Origin of the sequence: Candidatus Nitrotoga sp. BS, from assembly GCF_927797785.1 — a bacterium.
In the GTDB taxonomy this organism is placed as follows: Bacteria; Pseudomonadota; Gammaproteobacteria; order Burkholderiales; family Gallionellaceae; genus Nitrotoga.
In genome coordinates this window covers 1-17,880 of sequence record NZ_CAKMLL010000050.1, presented here as the reverse complement: position 1 = coordinate 17,880, position 17,880 = coordinate 1, and the positions used below count along the sequence as shown (strand labels likewise).

15 protein-coding genes and 1 pseudogene are annotated in these 17,880 nt (G+C 49.0%); 12 read left to right on the top strand and 4 right to left on the bottom strand.

Going from position 1 to position 17,880, the window contains the following annotated elements; translation table 11 throughout:
- Positions 1–403 precede the first annotated feature (403 nt).
- From carA to greA, 3 genes are read left to right on the top strand one after another with little or no spacing between them, the layout of a single operon-like run.
- Positions 404–1,531 carry a glutamine-hydrolyzing carbamoyl-phosphate synthase small subunit gene (carA, locus tag MJ769_RS05465; RefSeq protein WP_239234989.1) on the top strand — a complete coding sequence of 376 codons (1,128 nt, stop codon included), beginning with the start codon at positions 404–406 and terminating at the stop codon, positions 1,529–1,531.
- Position 1,532: 1 nt separating this feature from the next.
- Positions 1,533–4,754 carry a carbamoyl-phosphate synthase large subunit gene (gene carB, locus MJ769_RS05460; RefSeq protein WP_239234987.1) on the top strand — a complete coding sequence of 1,074 codons (3,222 nt, stop codon included), beginning with the start codon at positions 1,533–1,535 and terminating at the stop codon, positions 4,752–4,754.
- Between the two features lie 21 nt (positions 4,755–4,775).
- The gene (greA, locus tag MJ769_RS05455) at positions 4,776–5,252 is read left to right on the top strand and encodes a transcription elongation factor GreA (protein WP_239234985.1); all 477 of its coding nucleotides are present in this window, start codon (positions 4,776–4,778) and stop codon (positions 5,250–5,252) included.
- A gap of 101 nt (positions 5,253–5,353) precedes the next feature.
- On the opposite strand, the gene MJ769_RS05450 is transcribed toward greA, so the two are convergent.
- Complete coding sequence (locus MJ769_RS05450) at positions 5,354–5,695, bottom strand: YhbY family RNA-binding protein (RefSeq protein ID WP_239234984.1); 342 nt, start codon at positions 5,693–5,695, stop codon at positions 5,354–5,356.
- A gap of 36 nt (positions 5,696–5,731) precedes the next feature.
- On the opposite strand from MJ769_RS05450, the gene rlmE reads away from it, so the two are divergent.
- The 4 genes from rlmE (at position 5,732) to glmM (ending at position 10,742) form a co-directional block, all read left to right on the top strand.
- Positions 5,732–6,361, top strand: a complete 630-nt coding sequence (rlmE, locus tag MJ769_RS05445) for a 23S rRNA (uridine(2552)-2'-O)-methyltransferase RlmE (RefSeq protein WP_239234982.1) — start codon at positions 5,732–5,734, stop codon at positions 6,359–6,361.
- 198 nt (positions 6,362–6,559) lie between these two features.
- Complete coding sequence (gene ftsH / locus MJ769_RS05440; protein ID WP_239234981.1) at positions 6,560–8,464, top strand: ATP-dependent zinc metalloprotease FtsH; 1,905 nt, start codon at positions 6,560–6,562, stop codon at positions 8,462–8,464.
- A gap of 98 nt (positions 8,465–8,562) precedes the next feature.
- Positions 8,563–9,390: a dihydropteroate synthase gene (gene folP / locus MJ769_RS05435; protein WP_239234979.1), complete on the top strand. Its 828-nt coding sequence runs from the start codon at positions 8,563–8,565 to the stop codon at positions 9,388–9,390.
- Entirely contained in the window at positions 9,387–10,742 is a 1,356-nt protein-coding gene (glmM, locus tag MJ769_RS05430; RefSeq protein ID WP_239234978.1) for a phosphoglucosamine mutase, read from the top strand. The genes folP and glmM overlap by 4 nt, the downstream gene beginning before the upstream one ends.
- 269 nt (positions 10,743–11,011) lie before the next feature.
- Here glmM and MJ769_RS05425 read toward each other — a convergent pair whose 3' ends face one another.
- Entirely contained in the window at positions 11,012–11,800 is a 789-nt protein-coding gene (locus tag MJ769_RS05425) for a tetratricopeptide repeat protein (protein ID WP_239234976.1), read from the bottom strand.
- A 1,062-nt stretch (positions 11,801–12,862) separates the two neighbouring features.
- Here MJ769_RS05425 and MJ769_RS05420 point away from each other — a divergent pair.
- The 4 genes and pseudogenes from MJ769_RS05420 to MJ769_RS05405 all read left to right on the top strand — a co-directional run bounded on the left by MJ769_RS05420 (position 12,863) and on the right by MJ769_RS05405 (position 15,997).
- Positions 12,863–13,579, top strand: a complete 717-nt coding sequence (locus MJ769_RS05420; protein WP_239234975.1) for a DUF6969 family protein — start codon at positions 12,863–12,865, stop codon at positions 13,577–13,579.
- Between the two features lie 263 nt (positions 13,580–13,842).
- Positions 13,843–14,025, top strand: a complete 183-nt coding sequence (locus MJ769_RS05415) for a hypothetical protein (RefSeq protein ID WP_239234973.1) — start codon at positions 13,843–13,845, stop codon at positions 14,023–14,025.
- Positions 14,026–14,040: 15 nt separating this feature from the next.
- A pseudogene (locus MJ769_RS05410) lies at positions 14,041–14,346 on the top strand (transposase); the annotation flags it as partial.
- A gap of 697 nt (positions 14,347–15,043) precedes the next feature.
- Entirely contained in the window at positions 15,044–15,997 is a 954-nt protein-coding gene (locus MJ769_RS05405) for an HD domain-containing phosphohydrolase (RefSeq protein ID WP_239235034.1), read from the top strand.
- Positions 15,998–16,074: 77 nt separating this feature from the next.
- Here MJ769_RS05405 and MJ769_RS14425 read toward each other — a convergent pair whose 3' ends face one another.
- Both MJ769_RS14425 and MJ769_RS05400 read right to left on the bottom strand, forming a co-directional pair.
- Complete coding sequence (locus MJ769_RS14425; RefSeq protein ID WP_256445690.1) at positions 16,075–16,203, bottom strand: hypothetical protein; 129 nt, start codon at positions 16,201–16,203, stop codon at positions 16,075–16,077.
- Positions 16,204–16,539: 336 nt separating this feature from the next.
- Positions 16,540–16,950 (bottom strand): site-specific integrase, encoded by a 411-nt coding sequence (locus MJ769_RS05400; protein WP_239234969.1) that lies wholly within the window; start codon positions 16,948–16,950, stop codon positions 16,540–16,542.
- Positions 16,951–17,500: 550 nt separating this feature from the next.
- Between MJ769_RS05400 and MJ769_RS05395 the strand changes: the two genes are divergently transcribed.
- On the top strand, positions 17,501–17,880 hold a 380-nt coding region (locus MJ769_RS05395), incomplete at its 3' end, for a hypothetical protein (protein ID WP_239234967.1).

The window sequence follows — 17,880 nt, the reverse complement described above, 5'->3', positions numbered from 1 at the left end:
GAACTAGTGCATATACGCCGTGACACAAAATATACACACCAGAGTAGCTCACCAGATGGGCTACCAACATGATTTACGAACACAGTTTTTGCATTTGATACCCCCTCCGCTCTCAGGTATAATTGCTGGATAGCAATGGCGGGATGAACGATCGGTTCGTCCCGCTTCTTTATGTCATTCAAGCTGTTAGCTGGAATGTTTCATAAATTAGCGCGTGGTCTTTTGGTTGTCAAGCAAGGTTTTGTTCTTTCGGGTGTATGGCTCCGTTCGTTCACAAGGCTGGCTAATCAAACAAGTAAGGTTCGCTGGGATGGAAAGTATTTCCCAGATCGCAAAATCTTGCGTGATCATCACGTAAATTTATGCAATGTTCAGGCTAGTAGCTAGCCTTGGAGAATATCTGGTGTCGCAAACGAACCCTGCCATTCTTGTGCTTGCCGATGGAACGGTGTTTCGTGGTACTGCCATTGGCATTTCTGGCATGTGCGTGGGCGAGGTGGTTTTCAATACCTCGATGACCGGCTACCAGGAAATTCTTACGGACCCTTCTTACTGTAAACAAATTGTTACCCTGACTTATCCCCATGTTGGTAATGTGGGTGTAAATGTTGAGGACGAGGAATCGCGCCAGGTGTTTGCCAGTGGACTGGTGATCCGTGATTTGTCCTTGACGGTGAGCAACTGGCGCAGCACGCAATCACTTTCCGATTACCTCAAAGCCAATAAAATAGTGGCGATTTCTGACATTGACACCCGTAAGCTAACGCGCATTTTGCGCAGAAAGGGTGCTCAGAATGGCTGCATTTCTACCGATATGGACGTGGAGGCGGCGCGGCAAGCGGCGCGTGACTTTGTGGGACTAGCCGGGATGGATTTGGCGCAGCATGTCTCTTGTGAAAAAAATTACGATTGGACGCAGCGAGAGTGGAATTTGAAGGACGGATACAGCAGTAATGTGCAATCTGAGTGTCATGTGGTGGCATATGACTTTGGCACTAAACACAATATTCTGCGCAAACTGGCCGAACGCGGCTGCCAGATTACCGTTGTACCTGCTAAGACCAGCGCCGAAGATGTCTTAGCACTTAAGCCGGATGGTGTGTTATTGCCAAATGGGCCTGGTGATCCTGAACCATGCGATTATGCTATCGCTGCAACGCAGCAATTTTTACGCGTGGGTATGCCGTTGTTCGGTATTTGCCTGGGACATCAGATTCTTGGCTTGGCAGTGGGAGCTCAGACTGTGAAAATGAAGCTTGGTCATCGAGGCGCAAACCATCCTGTTCAGGATATACAGAGTAAACGTGTGATGATTACAAGTCAGAACCACGGATTTGCGGTGGACGCGGCGACCCTGCCGGCGAATGCGCGAGTGACACATGTTTCTCTGTTCGATGGCACGCTGCAGGGCTTCGAGTTGATCGATAAGCCTGCGTTTGGTTTTCAGGGTCATCCCGAAGCAAGCCCCGGCCCACATGATGTGGATTATTTGTTTGATCGCTTTTTAGCGCTGATGCGCAAGAGTTCCTGATATGCCCAAACGTACTGACATAAAATCTATCCTGATCATCGGAGCGGGTCCCATTATCATTGGACAGGCATGTGAATTTGATTATTCCGGCGTACAGGCATGTAAGGCGCTGCGCGAAGAAGGTTATCGCGTGATTCTGGTGAACTCGAATCCTGCCACCATCATGACCGATCCAAACATGGCGGATGCTACCTATATTGAGCCGATCACTTGGCGGATAGTGGAAAAAATCATTATCAAGGAAAGGCCGGACGCGATTCTGCCTACCATGGGTGGGCAGACCGCATTGAATTGCGCGCTAGATTTGGCTAAACACGGTGTGCTGGAAAAATATGGCGTAGAAATGATAGGCGCCTCGCGCGAAGCTATCGATATGGCGGAAGATCGCGAAAAATTTAAGCAGGCGATGACGCGTATTGGTTTGGGATCAGCCCGCTCAGCGATTGCGCATAGCATGGAAGAGGCATTGCAGGTGCAGCAGGTGATGGGCTTCCCTACCGTTATTCGACCATCCTTCACCATGGGTGGCTCGGGCGGCGGCATTGCTTATAATCGTGAAGAGTTCGTTGAAATTTGTGAACGCGGTTTGGAGGCTAGCCCCACTAAGGAGTTGTTGATTGAAGAGTCACTGCTTGGCTGGAAAGAGTTTGAAATGGAAGTGGTGCGTGACCGTGCTGACAACTGCATAATCATTTGCTCGATTGAAAATTTAGACCCGATGGGTGTGCACACTGGTGACTCCATCACTGTGGCACCTGCGCAGACGCTGACTGACAAGGAATATCAGATCATGCGCAACGCAAGTATAGCCGTGCTACGCGAAATTGGCGTGGATACGGGTGGTTCTAACGTGCAGTTCGCCATTAACCCCGAAAATGGGCATATGGTGGTAATAGAGATGAATCCGCGTGTATCGCGCTCTTCGGCGCTTGCATCCAAGGCTACCGGCTTTCCAATTGCCAAAGTGGCGGCGAAACTGGCGGTAGGGTATACGCTGGACGAGTTAAAGAACGACATTACGGGTGGGGCAACTCCGGCTTCATTTGAGCCGACAATTGATTACGTAGTGACTAAAATTCCGCGTTTCGCTTTTGAGAAATTCACGCAGGCCAATGACCGTTTAACTACACAGATGAAATCTGTGGGCGAGGTGATGGCAATCGGTCGCACTTTCCAGGAATCGTTTCAAAAGGCGCTACGCGGACTGGAAGTGGGTGTCGATGGGTTAGATGGAAAAACAAGCGATCAAGAATTAATTGCCGCTGAATTGGGCACGCCGGGGCCAGATCGTATCTGGTATGTAGGAGATGCTTTTCGCATAGGCATGACGCTGGAAGATGTGTTCAATCTGAGCAAAATTGACCCTTGGTTCTTGACGCAGATCGAAGACTTGATCAAGCACGAAGTTGCGCTGTCAGGCCGTACGCTGCAGTGCTTGGGTATGTCAGAAATGCGAGGATTAAAGCGCAAAGGTTTTTCGGATAGTCGCTTGGCCAGGTTGCTGGGGAGTGATGCCGCTGCCGTGCGCGCGTGCCGTCATGCACTGGGTATTCACCCAGTGTTCAAGCGGGTGGACACATGTGCCGCCGAATTCGCCACCGATACTGCTTACATGTACTCTACTTATGAAGAGGAATGTGAGGCACAATCTACGACCAGAAAAAAAATTATCGTGCTGGGTGGTGGGCCTAATCGAATTGGTCAAGGGATCGAATTTGATTATTGCTGTGTGCATGCTGCACTGGCGTTGCGTGATGATGGGTATGAGACCATTATGGTCAATTGTAATCCAGAGACAGTGTCTACTGATTATGATACGTCCGACCGTCTGTATTTCGAGCCGCTGACGTTAGAAGATGTGCTGGAAATTGTGGCTGTGGAAAAACCGATCGGCGTGATTGTGCAGTTTGGGGGGCAGACGCCGTTGAAACTGGCGCGTGGATTAGAGAAAAACGGTGTGCCTATCATAGGCACCACGCCGGACATGATCGACTGTGCGGAAGACCGTGAGCGGTTCCGCCTGATGTTGCAGCAATTAGATTTAAAACAACCGCCCAATCGCACGGTCAGCTCCCCGGAACAGGCGGTGCTGGCAGCCCAAGCAATTGGCTACCCGCTGGTAATGCGACCCAGCAACGTGTTGGGTGGGCGTGCCATGGAAATTGTTCATACTCAGCCTGATTTGGAACGTTATATGCGCGAGGCAATAGAGAGCGCTTATATTTTTCCAGAACGAATGCCGATTTTGCTTGACCGTTTTCTTAATGACGCGATCGAGGTCGATGTAGATGCGGTAAGTGACGGCACAGACGTGCTGGTCGGCGGTATCATGGAACACATCGAAGAGGCTGGTGTACATTCTGGCGACTCAGCTTGTTCCTTGCCACCTTTTAGTTTGCCGTCAAAGCTTCAGGAGGAGTTGCGCCGCCAGACCAAGGCAATGGCTAGAGCACTGAATGTAGTCGGCCTGATGAATGTACAGTATGCCATTCAGGGTGAATCTGTATTTGTACTCGAAGTAAATCCGCGTGCCTCACGCACAGTACCCTTCGTGTCAAAAGCTACCGGAATTCCGTTGGCCAAGGTGGCTGCACGTTGCATGGTTGGTATAACTTTAGCGCAGCAGGGCGTGACTAAGGAAGTTATTCCGTCGTATTATTCAGTCAAGGAAGCGGTGTTCCCATTTATTAAATTCCCGGGTGTGGATATCATTCTTGGCCCAGAAATGAAATCCACAGGGGAGGTGATGGGTGTGGGTGATACCTTTGCCGAAGCCTTTGTTAAATCACAATTGGCGGCAGGAGTCAAACTATCGTCTGCCGGCAAGGTGTTTATCAGTGTGCGAGGTGCAGATAAGTTGGGGGCTGTGGAAATTGCCAAAAGCCTGCGCGATATGGGTTTTACCGTGTTAGCTACGCGTGGTACTGCTGAAACATTAGTGGCCGCAGATGTTGCGGTGACTGTGGTGAACAAAGTGGCAGAAGGTCGTCCGCACATCGTGGATATGATCAAAAACGGCGAGATTAACTTGATTGTTAACACCGTGGACAGTAAGCGCAGTGCGATGCAAGATTCATATTCAATCCGCCATGCCGCATTGCAGGGACGTGTGACTTATTACACCACGTTGGCTGGTGCACGTGCAGCTTGTCTAGGCATGCAGCACATCGCTGAATTAAATGTGTATGACTTGCAGACGCAGCATCAGCGTCTGACTCATTAAAAACGTAGAAGGAAAACCAGTATGAGCAAGATTCCATTAACAGTGGTAGGTGCTGAGCTATTGCGTAACGAACTACATCACTTAAAAGCTGTGGATCGCCCGTGGGTTATAAATGCCATTTCCGAAGCGCGCGCACAAGGTGACCTGTCGGAAAATGCTGAATATGAAGCGGCTAAAGAGCGTCAAAGTTTTGTTGAGGGGCGCATCATAGAGTTGGGTAGCAAGCTGGGTAATGCTCAAGTTATAGATCCAAAGACCCTTAACGCGGATGGTCGTTGTGTGTTTGGCGCGACCGTGAAGCTGGAGGATCTCGCAAGCGGCGATGTAGTGAGTTACCAGATTGTTGGAGATGACGAAGCTGACATCAGACAATGCAAGATTTCCATCAGCTCTCCGATTGCGCGTGCACTGATAGGCAAGTACAGCGGAGATGTTGCTGAAGTTCAAGCTCCAGGCGGAGTTCGCGAATATGAGATCGTGAATGTGCAATACATTTAAGTCTTCTCAGCTACCGTTGGTAGCCCAAGAAGGTGAGCCCCTTCCTCGCTTGCGGCAACCTCGCTGCTTCCAGGGGGGCATATGGCCACATCGTGGGAGGTTTAGCGGCTCCCCAATTGTTTTTTGCTGAGCAGTTTACCTTTGTGCTTTGCAGGTTTATTCTTGGGCACATCTTCTTGTGGTTGGTATACCACCAGGATTTTGCCAATATGCTGCACCGCTACAGCGCTTAATTGCGTGCAAATTTCTTCCAAGATAACCGCGCGAGCTCCTCGATCCTCATTCATAACCCTGACTTTTATTAATTCATGGCTCTTCAGTGCGCAAGAAATTTCTCCCAGTACAGTGGGAGTCAGCCCCGCTGATCCAATCATAACGGTGGGTTTGAGCGGATGGGCGCGTGCTTTGAGGTTCTGACGTTGTAATACAGATAGTGTTAGCAATTTTATTGGCTCCTGATAAGGCTGGCATTTTAAACGATGAAACGATCCAAAAGTAGCAAACAGTGGATGAATGAACATGTGAATGATTCATATGTGCAGCGTGCGCAGAAAGAAGGTTATCGCTCGCGTGCGGCATACAAATTATTGGAAATTGATGAGCGTGACCACTTACTCAAACGTGGTATGGTGGTTGTTGACTTGGGTGCGACCCCAGGCGGTTGGTCGCAAGTCGCTGCCAGCAAGGTGGGCGAGGGTGGCAAAGTAATTGCAGTCGATCTTTTACCATTGCATCCGATACATGGCGTGGAGTTTATTCAAGGTGATTTCCGCGAAGAGAGTGTGATGGGGCAAATAGAGGGTAAGTTAGGTGGCAAAAAAATTGGACTTGTAATTTCAGATATGTCCCCCAATATTAGTGGCGTCAACATGACCGATCAGGCGCGTGCCATGCATTTGGCAGAACTAGCGCTGGATTTTTCATTATTCCATTTGCAACCAAGCGGCGCATTTCTGGTGAAAGTGTTTCAAGGCGTAGGTTTTGAGGATTATATTAAGCTGATGCGCAGTTACTTTGATCGTGTAGTGACGCGCAAGCCGGATTCTTCGCGCGACAGAAGTAATGAACTATATCTCTTGGGAACCTCAAAGCTTGAGAACACATTTTAAATGTTTAAATTTCTGAGTTGATATTAAATGCGAAATAAGCTTAATACGCAGTATGCTTTGAACATGTAAGCGGTAGAACCTATAGATTAACGCAGTATTGCAATATTGATGGGTATATAGTGATGCCCTTGAGTAATCGGGTCAGACGTAGTCTAATGGACGCATGGTAGCAATTGTGCGCTGGTTTAAGGAGTAACTTTGAACAACTTGTTTAAAAGCATTGGAATTTGGATGGTCGTGGCGTTGGTGCTGATGACCGTATTCAATCAATTCAACACGCGCCAGCAGACCTCGCAGACGCAGATGGATTACTCGCGCTTTCTGGAAGAAGTCAGGCTGGGAAGTATCTCTAAGGTCATTATCGAAGGACGTATGCTGAAGGCTGTTACTAGTGATGGTAAGCGTATTGTCAGCTATGCGCCGCAAGATTTGTGGTTGGTATCCGACTTGATCAAAAATGGTGTTGCGATTGAGGCTAAGCCGGAAGAAGAGCAATCTTTTCTGATGAGCATTTTTGTTTCGTGGTTCCCAATGCTGCTACTCATTGGCGTGTGGGTTTTTTTCATGCGCCAAATGCAAGGAGGTGGCAAAGGAGGCGGGCTTTTTTCTTTTGGCAAGAGCAAGGCGCGGATGCTGGACGAGACTAAAGAACGTGTTACCTTTTCCGATGTGGCAGGCTGCGATGAGGCCAAGGAAGAAGTATCCGAGATTGTAGATTTCTTGCGCGACCCAACCAAATTTCAAAATTTGGGTGGTCGCATTCCGCGCGGGGTGCTGTTGCTAGGTAGCCCCGGTACCGGTAAAACACTGCTGGCAAAGGCCATTGCAGGCGAGGCTAAGGTGCCATTTTTCTCAATTTCAGGTTCTGATTTTGTAGAAATGTTTGTCGGTGTGGGCGCGGCGCGTGTGCGTGACATGTTCGAGCAGGCAAAAAAACAGGCGCCGTGTATTGTGTTCATTGATGAAATTGACGCAGTCGGTCGCCAGCGCGGCGCGGGCTTGGGCGGCGGCAATGATGAGCGCGAACAAACTCTGAATGCGTTGCTAGTAGAAATGGATGGTTTTGAAGGAGCTAGCGGCGTGATTGTAATCGCTGCGACCAATCGTCCCGATGTGCTTGACGCAGCACTGTTGCGTCCGGGCCGTTTTGATCGCCAAGTAGTAGTACCGTTGCCGGATATTCGTGGCCGCGAACAGATTCTGACGGTGCATATGCGTAAAGTGCCTGTTGCGCCTGATGTGAAAGCCGATATTTTGGCGCGTGGTACACCCGGCATGTCTGGAGCTGACTTGGCGAACTTGGTAAACGAGGCGGCACTTTTTGCCGCACGGAGTAGCAAGCGATTCGTAGAGATGGACGATTTTGAGGCAGCCAAAGATAAGATCATGATGGGTGCGGAACGACGCTCAGTCGTTATGCCTGAGGAGGAGCGTCGTAACACTGCTTATCATGAGTCTGGCCATGCTGTTGTGGCCAAGTTGCTACCCAAAACTGATCCGGTTCACAAGGTCACCATCATTCCGCGCGGACGTGCACTGGGGTTGACCATGCAATTGCCAGCAGAAGACCGTTATAGCATGGACAAGAATCGCATACTTGATACGCTTGCGGTATTGTTTGGTGGTCGTATTGCGGAAGAAATTTTCATGCATCAAATGACTACCGGAGCTTCCAATGACTTTGAGCGTGCCACTGAAATGGCGCGTCGCATGGTAACTCAATGGGGTATGTCGGAAGCTTTGGGAACCATGGTATACGGCGAAAATGATGGCGAGGTATTTCTAGGCCGATCCGTGACTACCCATAAAAATGTTTCAGAAGCGACCATGCAGAAAGTGGATGAAGAAATTCGTCGAATTATTGACCAGCAGTACGCATTGGCTCGGGGACTGATTGAAGCTAATAGGGACAAAGTCGAAGCGATGGCGCTAGCATTGCTGGAGTTTGAAACTTTGGATTCTGACCAGCTCGACGATATTATGGCTGGCAAACCGCCACGCCCGCCCAAGGTCGTCCAGTCAAGTAAAGATACGCAGCCGCCTAAGGATGCGGCGCCAACGGCATCGGAAGCTCCATCCGCTCAGCCAGCGCCAGAAGCTTGAGTAGCTGAATAGTATAGTTTAAGGGGAAGAGTGGGGTGCATGTTTTCGCGCATCTTTATGTTTCCACTTCCCTTTTTTATTTTCTCTTCACCTGACATATGCTTCTCCACTGCGGCTTATTCAAGCTTGATCTATCCCGCACTTTGGTAATGGGTATTGTCAATGTCACCCCCGACTCATTCTATGATGGCGGCCATCATTCGCAACGCGATGCAGCGCTGGTTCATGCACATCAACTGATTCAAGAAGGCGCTGATATTCTCGATATAGGCGGCGAATCCTCGCGTCCTGGTGCGCAACCGATCAGCGTGCAGGAAGAGTTGGATCGTATTATGCCGGTGATTGAAGGTTTGCAGGGTGCCTTGGTTCCCCTTTCGGTGGATACCTATAAACCAGAAGTGATGCGCTCGGCATTGGTGGCAGGAGTAAGCATGATTAATGATATCCACGCGTTGCAGCAACCGAGTTCGCTGGCCGCCGTGGCTGCAAGCGATGCAGCGGTGTGTCTAATGCATAAGCAAGGCCTCCCCCAGACTATTCAGCAGTCGCACTATCAGGATGTAGTGGCAGAGGTGCTTCAATTCTTACGTTCACGTATAGTATCCGTGCAAAAGGCAGGTATCGCTAGGGAACGTATCATGGTTGATCCGGGTTTTGGTTTTGACAAAACCTTGGCGCATAATCTCGCCCTGTTAAGGCGTCTGGATGAGTTTTCTGTTTTGGGGGTGCCTCTACTAGCCGGTATTTCACGTAAATCCATGCTGGGAACAATTACTGGGCAAGACGTGGAGCACCGAGTGCACGCCAGCGTTGCAGCAGCGTTGCTGGCAGTGATGCGAGGGGCATGCATGGTGCGCGTGCATGATGTGCGTGCTACAGTAGATGCTTTGAAAATTTTGTACGCGGTGAAGGAAGTCGACTTGTGAGCAAAAAATTTTTTGGTACGGATGGTGTACGCGGACGGGTAGGTGAATATCCTATTACGCCGGAACTTGTAATGCACTTGGGCTATTCCGCAGGCAAAGTACTTGCTTCTGCAGATTGGCAATTGTCACATGGTGAAAATCCAGGAGTACTGATTGGCAAGGACACGCGTATATCTGGATACCTGCTTGAATCGGCTTTGCAGGCGGGTTTGATTGCTGCCGGGGTAGATGTTTATCTGGCAGGACCGGTGCCAACGCCTGCAGTGGCTTATCTAACTCGGGCATTGCGTTTGCAGGCAGGTATTGTGATTTCTGCTTCGCATAATCTGTTCGAAGATAATGGCATCAAGTTTTTCTCCAGCCAAGGCAGCAAGCTGGCAGATGAAATGGAATACGCCATCGAAGCAAAGCTGGAAACATCAATAGAAACTATGCCTTCGGCTAAGCTGGGTAAAGCGAAACGCTTACAGGATGCTGCAGGCCGTTATATAGAGTTCTGCAAGAGTAGCTTTCCCTATGATTTAGATCTGCGTGGTCTGAAATTAGTGGTGGATTGCGCGCACGGTGCTTGCTATCACATTGCCCGACATGTTTTCCACGAGCTGGGCGCGGACGTTGTAACTATCGGTGTGCAACCGGATGGTATAAACATCAATGACGGTTATGGCGCGACTGCTCCGGCCAATTTGCAGCAAGCCGTTAAAGATCATCATGCAGATATGGGTATCGCCCTTGACGGTGACGGCGACCGACTGGTGATGGTGGATGCGGATGGATGTTTGTACGATGGCGACCATCTTCTCTACATTATTGCCAAACATCGTCATATGCAGGGCACGCTTAAGGGCGGGGTGGTGGGGACACTCATGACCAATCTGGCTTTCGAGCATGCAATGCAACGTATGGACGTTCCCTTCACGCGCGCCAAGGTAGGTGATCGTCATGTAATGGAAACAATGTTGCAACAAGGTTGGCAACTGGGTGGGGAAAATTCTGGCCACATCATTTGTCTTGATCGGCATACAACAGGCGATGGCATTATTTCCGCCCTGCAAGTATTGCATGCACTTCGTATTAACCAGCAGACCTTGGCTCAGGCTGTTTCAGATTTGACACTGTATCCACAAATTCTGCTGAACGTACGTGTTGCCAGAGGGGCTGATTGCTCTGCACATGCCAGCATACGTGAAGTAGTGATGGCTGCTGAAACGGCGCTCGATGGTTGTGGCAGAGTATTGCTGAGGCCTTCTGGAACAGAACCGTTGTTGCGTGTCATGGTGGAAGGCGAGGACGGCGAAAAAGTGCGGCACTGGGCGGAAACCATCGCTCAAGCCGTTCGAGAGGTGGGGTAGATAACTTAAGAGTACCTCTAAAAATCAAAATTTTGCGAGTAGCCGCTTCGCGGCTTGCCTGGTTACCCCGCTTTATCACAATACAGCGTTACTCGAAAAAAATTACTGCTTACATAGAACCTCCTCAGTAAGTCAGTAAATATTGTGGCTATAGCTTGTCAACAACCTGAGACATTGAAATATATTTAAGTAGCGTCTTCACATTAAATAGTAAGGCAGATTCAAATCTGAAGCGCAATTTTTGTAAGTGAATTTAGTGGCGATGGCGGTTACTTTGAGACATTTTTGTTAAATTCGTTGTCTAGTTGTGAAGGTTGCTTCGCGCTTCTCTCAGGTGTATCTTTTTGGATATGCTTTTCGACGTTGTCCGCAAGCTTTTTGTCTTCACCGCGATTGGGTAGTGTTAGCTTGAAATTACGCGACAAGGTTTGTGCTTTCAGCACTTCAGCTGCACTCATGAGATTTGCTACATTATTTCGTCCAGAAATACTGGGTTGGTAGCCTTGTGCGGACGCGAGGTTAAACCAGACATAAGCCTGCGTCAGATCACGTTGGACTCCTTCACCAGTTTTGTAAAGTTTTCCAAGGTGATGTTGAGCTTCAGGGTAACCTTTGTGAGCTGCTTTCTCAATCCATTGAGCAGCAGCGGTGAAATCCTGCAAGACGCCATGTCCATTTTGATAAAGCAGGCCGAGATTGAATTCCGCCCCTGCATGTCCCTGCTTGGCAGCTAAATCAAACCACTTTAGCGCTTCCTGGTAATTTACTGTGAAGTCGCCACCTGGCAAGTACATGAGTCCTGCAGCGTATTGATCATCGGCCCTACCCTGTTTGGCTTTCTCGAGTACAAATGTTCTGCTTGGCTTTATTTCATGGGCGATAGGTGGTGCGGCGATAATAGAGTCAGGTTTGGATAATAGATAAATCGTGGCAAAAAATCCTACGCAGGCAAGCAAACCCAAGATGGCTGTGAGAGAAAGCTTAAAAGTTTTACTGAATTTAAAGAAACGATGCTTGCAGTCACGGCAACGGTACGGTGCATAAAGGATATGGTTCATGTGGTCTTCGTTTTTTTTCCACGAAGAGCGGCGCACGTTCAAACTTTCGCAACGCGCGCATATCATTTAGTCAACGTCCAATGTGCGTAAGGCTTGCCGACACTAAAACGATGATCCAGTTTAAGGATTAATGCTGAAGTTTTAGATTGCACTATTTAAGAGCACCTTGCGAAAAAGTCTAACATTTTACACCAATACTTCTTTCATTAATTGTCATCGACGGTAACCAATAGATCAGGTTAAATAAAGTCAGACCCTGAGGTTTTTCCTAAAAATGCGTTACATTTCAATAAAATAAGGTTTATTATCTGCTCCAAAAAAGTACATGCACGGCAGATTTATTGTCACTTTCATCGCAACCAAGCTGCGAAGGAGAGCCCGCCATGCATGTGATCAAACATCTTACACTGCTGAATATTATCATGTCGCGAATCTGCGCCGAGATGGAAATCAGATAGTGCAGCTGAACGATTTCATGGCGTAAATATTGCGTCAGTACCAGTCACTTGCCTTGTTAGGATGGCGTCTGAAGTAGGTCCGAACGGTGTGTGAATCACGTGTTCTTGTGTCTTGGTCAGTGAGCCAAATACATGTAAGATGCTCGTAGATGTAACGAAATTACATCGTTGCCTCTATATGCTATGTGCCGTTTGTAAGTTTGTCAGCGGATTCATACGGTAGCAATTTATTTAATCTTTATAGGAGAATTATCATGGCAAATTTGTCTCAGCTTCTCAAGCGGTCTATTGTTGGTGCTGTAATTACAACTGCTGCATTGGCATCTACTGGATGCTCGACGACGTGTCACAGCAACCGCAGCTGTGGCACATCAAAAAGCCAAGCTAAATGCGGTGCTAAATGTGGCGCTAAATGTGGCGCTAAATGTGGTGCTAAATGCGGCGCTAAATGCGGCGCTAAATCAGGCGCGAGTAGCGTAAATTATTATCGGACCTGCAAAGCAAAATAATAAGGAATAGCTGATATTCAAAAAAGGGGGGCTACCCCCTCGGAATGATCCGTGTTTTGAGCAGATTTCTTTGGAGCAGGTTTGGTGGGTGTAATGTGAGTTACCGATCAATGTTGCGTGCTATGGGTGATACAGAGTTTGTACACGTTTATGAGTATGCACAGCGCAGCGTGCATGCTTGGGGCGATGCCACTCAAAAGTTTGGTTCGCTACTGCAAAACTGGATTAGTGGTAAGGAAGTCCGCGAAGATGAGCGCTATCCCGATCCGGATGTCTTGGATCGTCGTCATGGCTATCAGTTTTTTTATCACTCCCATCGGCATGCAACGGTCGAGCATGGCCACCTTCATCTTTTCTATCACGCTACCGCTTCAGGGAATAGGCGCTACGTTAATGGAGAAAATAATCCATGGCAACGAACAGCCCCATCCCATCTTTTTGCTATTAGCCTGGATAGTCGTGGTCTGCCCGTAAGTTTATTTACGGTAAATCATTGGGTGACTAGTGGCCACTGGCTCAATACTTCCATTATTTTAGCGGCGATTCAACGTTTCCGTTTTCAAATTGAAGGCGAAAACTCGGTGTCGGCCGAGTGGCTCACCGGTTTCGTTGGTATGTACATTCCTATCATCGAATATCTTCTGCATCAAAGGGACACGACACTGTCCAAGCTCGCCAAGATCCATGGCATGAAGGAATCGTTAGAGGATCATCAACACGAAGTGCTGAGTGTAGTAAAAATTGACTGGTTGCGCGATATCCAGGCGCTGGAAAAAGAGTGGGAGCGCCGCAAAATGCCTGGTTCGAGTTGATTCGGGCGAACCAGTTCGTTCTGGTACCTTAGAGCATGGCCACACCTCCGCATCAGATACTTCAGGCTGTTAGGAAGAAAGTTATCTATTACCTGTGCGTTAATATAGTACTGAATCAGTACGCGCTAATATGGTTCTTACGTCAGAGCAATATCAATGGTCAAGTTTTCATAAGGGCACCTCTATAAACCTCCTCGATTTTCACAAGCGCCGAAAGTTCACCACGCCTATAATAGACACAGCCATTCGACGCCCCCCATCCCATGCAAAACGGCCTGTTTGACCTTCAGAACCGCTACGCCAGCCTGTCTGAAGCAGGCGACCCGCTGGAGCGGCTCAACGCCGTCATTGCCCGCTGGGCGAAGAAAAGCGGTCAAAGCCACTATGGCTATAAGAACCCCATCAACATCGACCAGGACACCAAGCTCATCACCGCCGCCGCCTGACCCGCCGCCAGCAACCATGACAGTCAGGTGCTCGATGGGGTGCTGCGCGACGAGGCGACAGGCGGCAAAGAAGTGTGGGCAGATAGCGCCTACCGTTCAGACGAACAGGCGCAAAGCCTCAAGGGAAGTCGGCACGAGAGCCGGATTCATGAACGTGCCTATCGCAACAAACCGTTGACCGAAGCACAAGCGCTGAGCAACACAGAGAAATCGCGCGTTCGTGCACGGGTCGAGCATGTTTTTGGTGCGATGGAAAACGACATGGGCGGCATCTTCTTGCGCAGTATTGGCGCAGCGCGCGCCAAGGGGGGGTGGGCTTGATGAGCTTGACGTACAACCTAAAGCGCATTGAGACGCTGATTCGTTTGAAAGTGTTTGACTTAGACAGGATGGGTGCGCCTGTCGCGCAGGCAATGGTATAAAAGGGGGGTGACCACTCAAAATAGCCGACATCGGCTGGGAGGCAATGAACAAACCGCCGTAGATATTGTAAGTCTCACCGGAACATCATCAAAAAATGAAATTTGATGATGGCGGGTGAAAACTAACGGGATTTATAGAAGTGCCCTTTAAATATTCAAAACAGATTGCCAACTTTAAAAGTTGGCAAAATCCCGGCGAACTACGCTCGAATTTACTTGTATTGCCACATGACAACTATAGACAAGACTGTATATGAAGAAATAGCGCATCAAGCTGCCGAGGAAGACTCGCATTATGTGACCAAAGTTACTGATATGTCAGACCATAAGGAAGTTACTTCCTCTGAGGATATTTACTCGGCCAGCGGGATCAAACTAATTAAAGAGAACACGATTATAGGTAGTAACCTACGTGAAGTATTGATAAAGCATAAGCTGTGTAAACCGATCGACCAAAGCCTTACAGTCCAGAATGGAGTCACGCTAGACTCCCTAGCAAGAGAAGTATCCCTTCTCATTAAAAAAATCCCGGCCTGCAATATTTGGCGGCCTTCAATGGGGATTTACGGGCACTGCCTCAAGAAGTCGTTCTGTTGGTGCTATCACCACATATGGCGTTCAAGCTCACCGTAGCCAAAGAGCAACAACCAGATTTGTTCCAACACCTTCTGCTTGTGACCCTGATTGCCCACTACTTGGCAGTCCGTATAAAACTGTCAGGAATGGACATGGAAAATCTGCTATCTGCAGCCCTATTTCATGACTTGGGAGAGCTTCATATCAACCCTGAAGTGCTGAACTCAAAAAACGACCTCAGTGAAATCGAGCGTCACCACATCTATGCACATCCAATTATAAGCTGTCTTATAGTTCGTGAAGTGGCAGGTATTAACCCAGCTGTTTCAACCGCTATTCTGCAGCACCATGAGAGACTGGATGGCAGTGGTTATCCCTATTGGTTGCATGGTGACAAAATCAGCATTGTAGCTCGCATCGTCAGCATTTCCGATGCCTGTGCTTCCATTTTTGCTCGCTTCGGCAACAGCAAACGAATGAGCATTTGGATTCGCCTGAATTCCAAAAAATATGGCCCTGAACTGCTTTCCTTGTTACTGGAAGGCTTCGGTCCCATAACCATTGACCCCATTGCAACTAACAATGTTGAGCTAACTCGGCTCGAGGCGGCTTCACAACTATTTGAAACATGGGATGAGTTTCGCGCTTTACTGGGTCTAGCAGCTGCTGCTAACTATAGCCCGCCTGGAGAGCTGGAGTTTATGTTCGATCGTATGGCAAGTTTACGTTCAATACTTTTTCAATTCGGTTTCGACCCAAGCGGTTTGGAGTCGCTGATCGAAATCGCAATGACTGATCACCACATTGCCAACGAATTGGCTGTGGTGCTAGACGAAATTGAATGGCAATTCATAGATCTCGAACGGGAAATTTGCCGTCGCAGAGAGCTCATCCGTGTCGCCTTAAACGAAGGTGAGAATCATCATTTCGACAATTGGACTAAAAGGTTGCTCGCCTCCCTCGTAGCAATGTGACATTTTTATTCTGATCTTATCGCTGTTGTTTCGCTGCGAGTTCTGGCCAGATTTTCGAGGTTAGACTGACAAAAGTGCTACTTCCCGTTGATACGCTCTATGGCGAGAAGTTTGGTCTGGTCGGTCAGGTGGGTATAGCGGGCGGTGGTGAGTAGGGAGTGATGGCCGAGAAACTTCTGCACCTCGATCAGGTCGACCCCGGCCATCGATCAGATGGGTCGCATAGCTGTGGCGCAAACTGTGAGGCGTGCTCTTTTTTAGGCCGCAGGCTTCGGTCACTTTGTGCAGAGTGGTTTGCACACCGTCATGATCCAGCAGCGTCCTGGCAGTTGCGGCCACTTTTCTGCCGGAATGGTGGTTGGGGAACAGCAACAACGGGTTGCGATGCGTTTGCCAATACGGCACAGGAGCAGGAGCGTCGCATGCGGCAGCGGAACGAAGCGAGCCTAGTTGCCCTTGGTATCGCGGATATGCGCGCGAGCGCGTGCCGCATCGATATCCGCCAATTGCAGCCGTAGCCCTTCGCCCAGGCGCAGCGCAGGCTATACAGCGTGAAGAAGCACACCCGGTAACTGACCACGCGCGTGGCGATTAATATCCACCGGACTCTCGTCGACCGTGACGACATCCGGCAGGCGTTGGCACCTCGGGGGGTTGATCAGTCCGGGCGCGACCCAAGGCTTGCGCAAGACGTACGGGTAGTAAAACTTTAACCCGTACAGGTCGAGTTTGACCGTACTCCACGCGTGCGACGCCACCAGTTCGGTGAAATACTCCCTCAGTTGTGCCTCGGTCAGGCTGTCGATTTGATGATCGAAGCGCGCGCCGATGCGGCGTAGGGTGCGCGAGTACGCCTCGATGGTCTTGGGCTGCAAACCTTTGAGCTTGAAATGCTTGAGAGATGTCTGGTACTGTTGGTCGAAGTGCAATTGCGATGAAAATGTTGTGCGCATGCTGGCGTGTCCTCATGATTGTGTGCAAAATCAACCCCTCAGAAGACGAGGGGACTAAGAGGAAGCATAAATCGTGGCATCGCAGTTTGGGTTTCCTCCGCGTAGCGGCTTCGTCTAACCAACTAACTGTCAAGTTCTGCCTGTTTATAAAAACGTTTAACAAGTAAACCTGGATTTTCTACGGACCATTTTTTCAATGACTGATGCCGATCCGACACTCAATTCAATAGGTAATTGCGACATTGAATGATTGATTCTGTAAAATCATCCGGCATTTTTTAAAAGACGTTTTCACATAATTCGGTTTACTGTAACGGATTTTTCCTGCTGTGCTTGGGTAAAGAATACCTCCAACAACCCACCTCCCGGGGGATGACAATTTTAAAAATTCATGGTATACACCAAGGAAAGCAAAGGAGTTCCAAAGATAATCGGGGGTTCAATCTTAAGTATTCCCAGTGAGTCCCCGTTTTGAGTTCAAAAGATATCCATTGCTTTCTATCCGCGACCGTTGGCCGTTCCGTTAAAAACATAATACGTGAAAGGATATATGAAAGGGATATGTTTTCTGGTGCTGTTCGCTATTCTAGTGTTACCGCAGCATACTGCCTATGGCCAGAATGGTGAATCCAGTCCGGGTGTAAACACGGCGGAAGATTCCGACAAAGGTGGCGGTTTTGGGGATCTGTTTAAAAAACTCACCGATGACCTGCTGGGCGAAGCCGCCGGCGACTCCATCAAAAAATATGCAGCCCCAAAAATAAAATCCGTCAATTTTGTTGAACGCGGCGCGGATTACCTGATTGTTGATATCACGTATTCGAGAGCCTTTGCTCCAGGCCTTGAGGTGAGTGGTCACGCTTCCCTCAAGGGTCGGAAAATCGATGGTGTCTCTTCCCCCTCAACTCCCCTAACCACCCCCTCCGGTAC

Excerpts from the sequence above, each read along its gene's own strand:
- carB (WP_239234987.1), top strand. The coding sequence starts at position 1,533 with ATGCCCAAACGTACTGACATAAAATCTATCCTGATCATCGGAGCGGGT.
- greA (WP_239234985.1), top strand. The coding sequence starts at position 4,776 with ATGAGCAAGATTCCATTAACAGTGGTAGGTGCTGAGCTATTGCGTAAC.
- rlmE (WP_239234982.1), top strand. The coding sequence starts at position 5,732 with ATGAAACGATCCAAAAGTAGCAAACAGTGGATGAATGAACATGTGAAT.
- folP (WP_239234979.1), top strand. The coding sequence starts at position 8,563 with ATGCTTCTCCACTGCGGCTTATTCAAGCTTGATCTATCCCGCACTTTG.
- MJ769_RS05425 (WP_239234976.1), bottom strand. The coding sequence starts at position 11,800 with ATGAACCATATCCTTTATGCACCGTACCGTTGCCGTGACTGCAAGCAT.
- MJ769_RS05415 (WP_239234973.1), top strand. The coding sequence starts at position 13,843 with ATGCAAAACGGCCTGTTTGACCTTCAGAACCGCTACGCCAGCCTGTCT.
- MJ769_RS14425 (WP_256445690.1), bottom strand. The coding sequence starts at position 16,203 with ATGGCCGGGGTCGACCTGATCGAGGTGCAGAAGTTTCTCGGCCATCAC.
- MJ769_RS05400 (WP_239234969.1), bottom strand. The coding sequence starts at position 16,950 with ATGCGCACAACATTTTCATCGCAATTGCACTTCGACCAACAGTACCAG.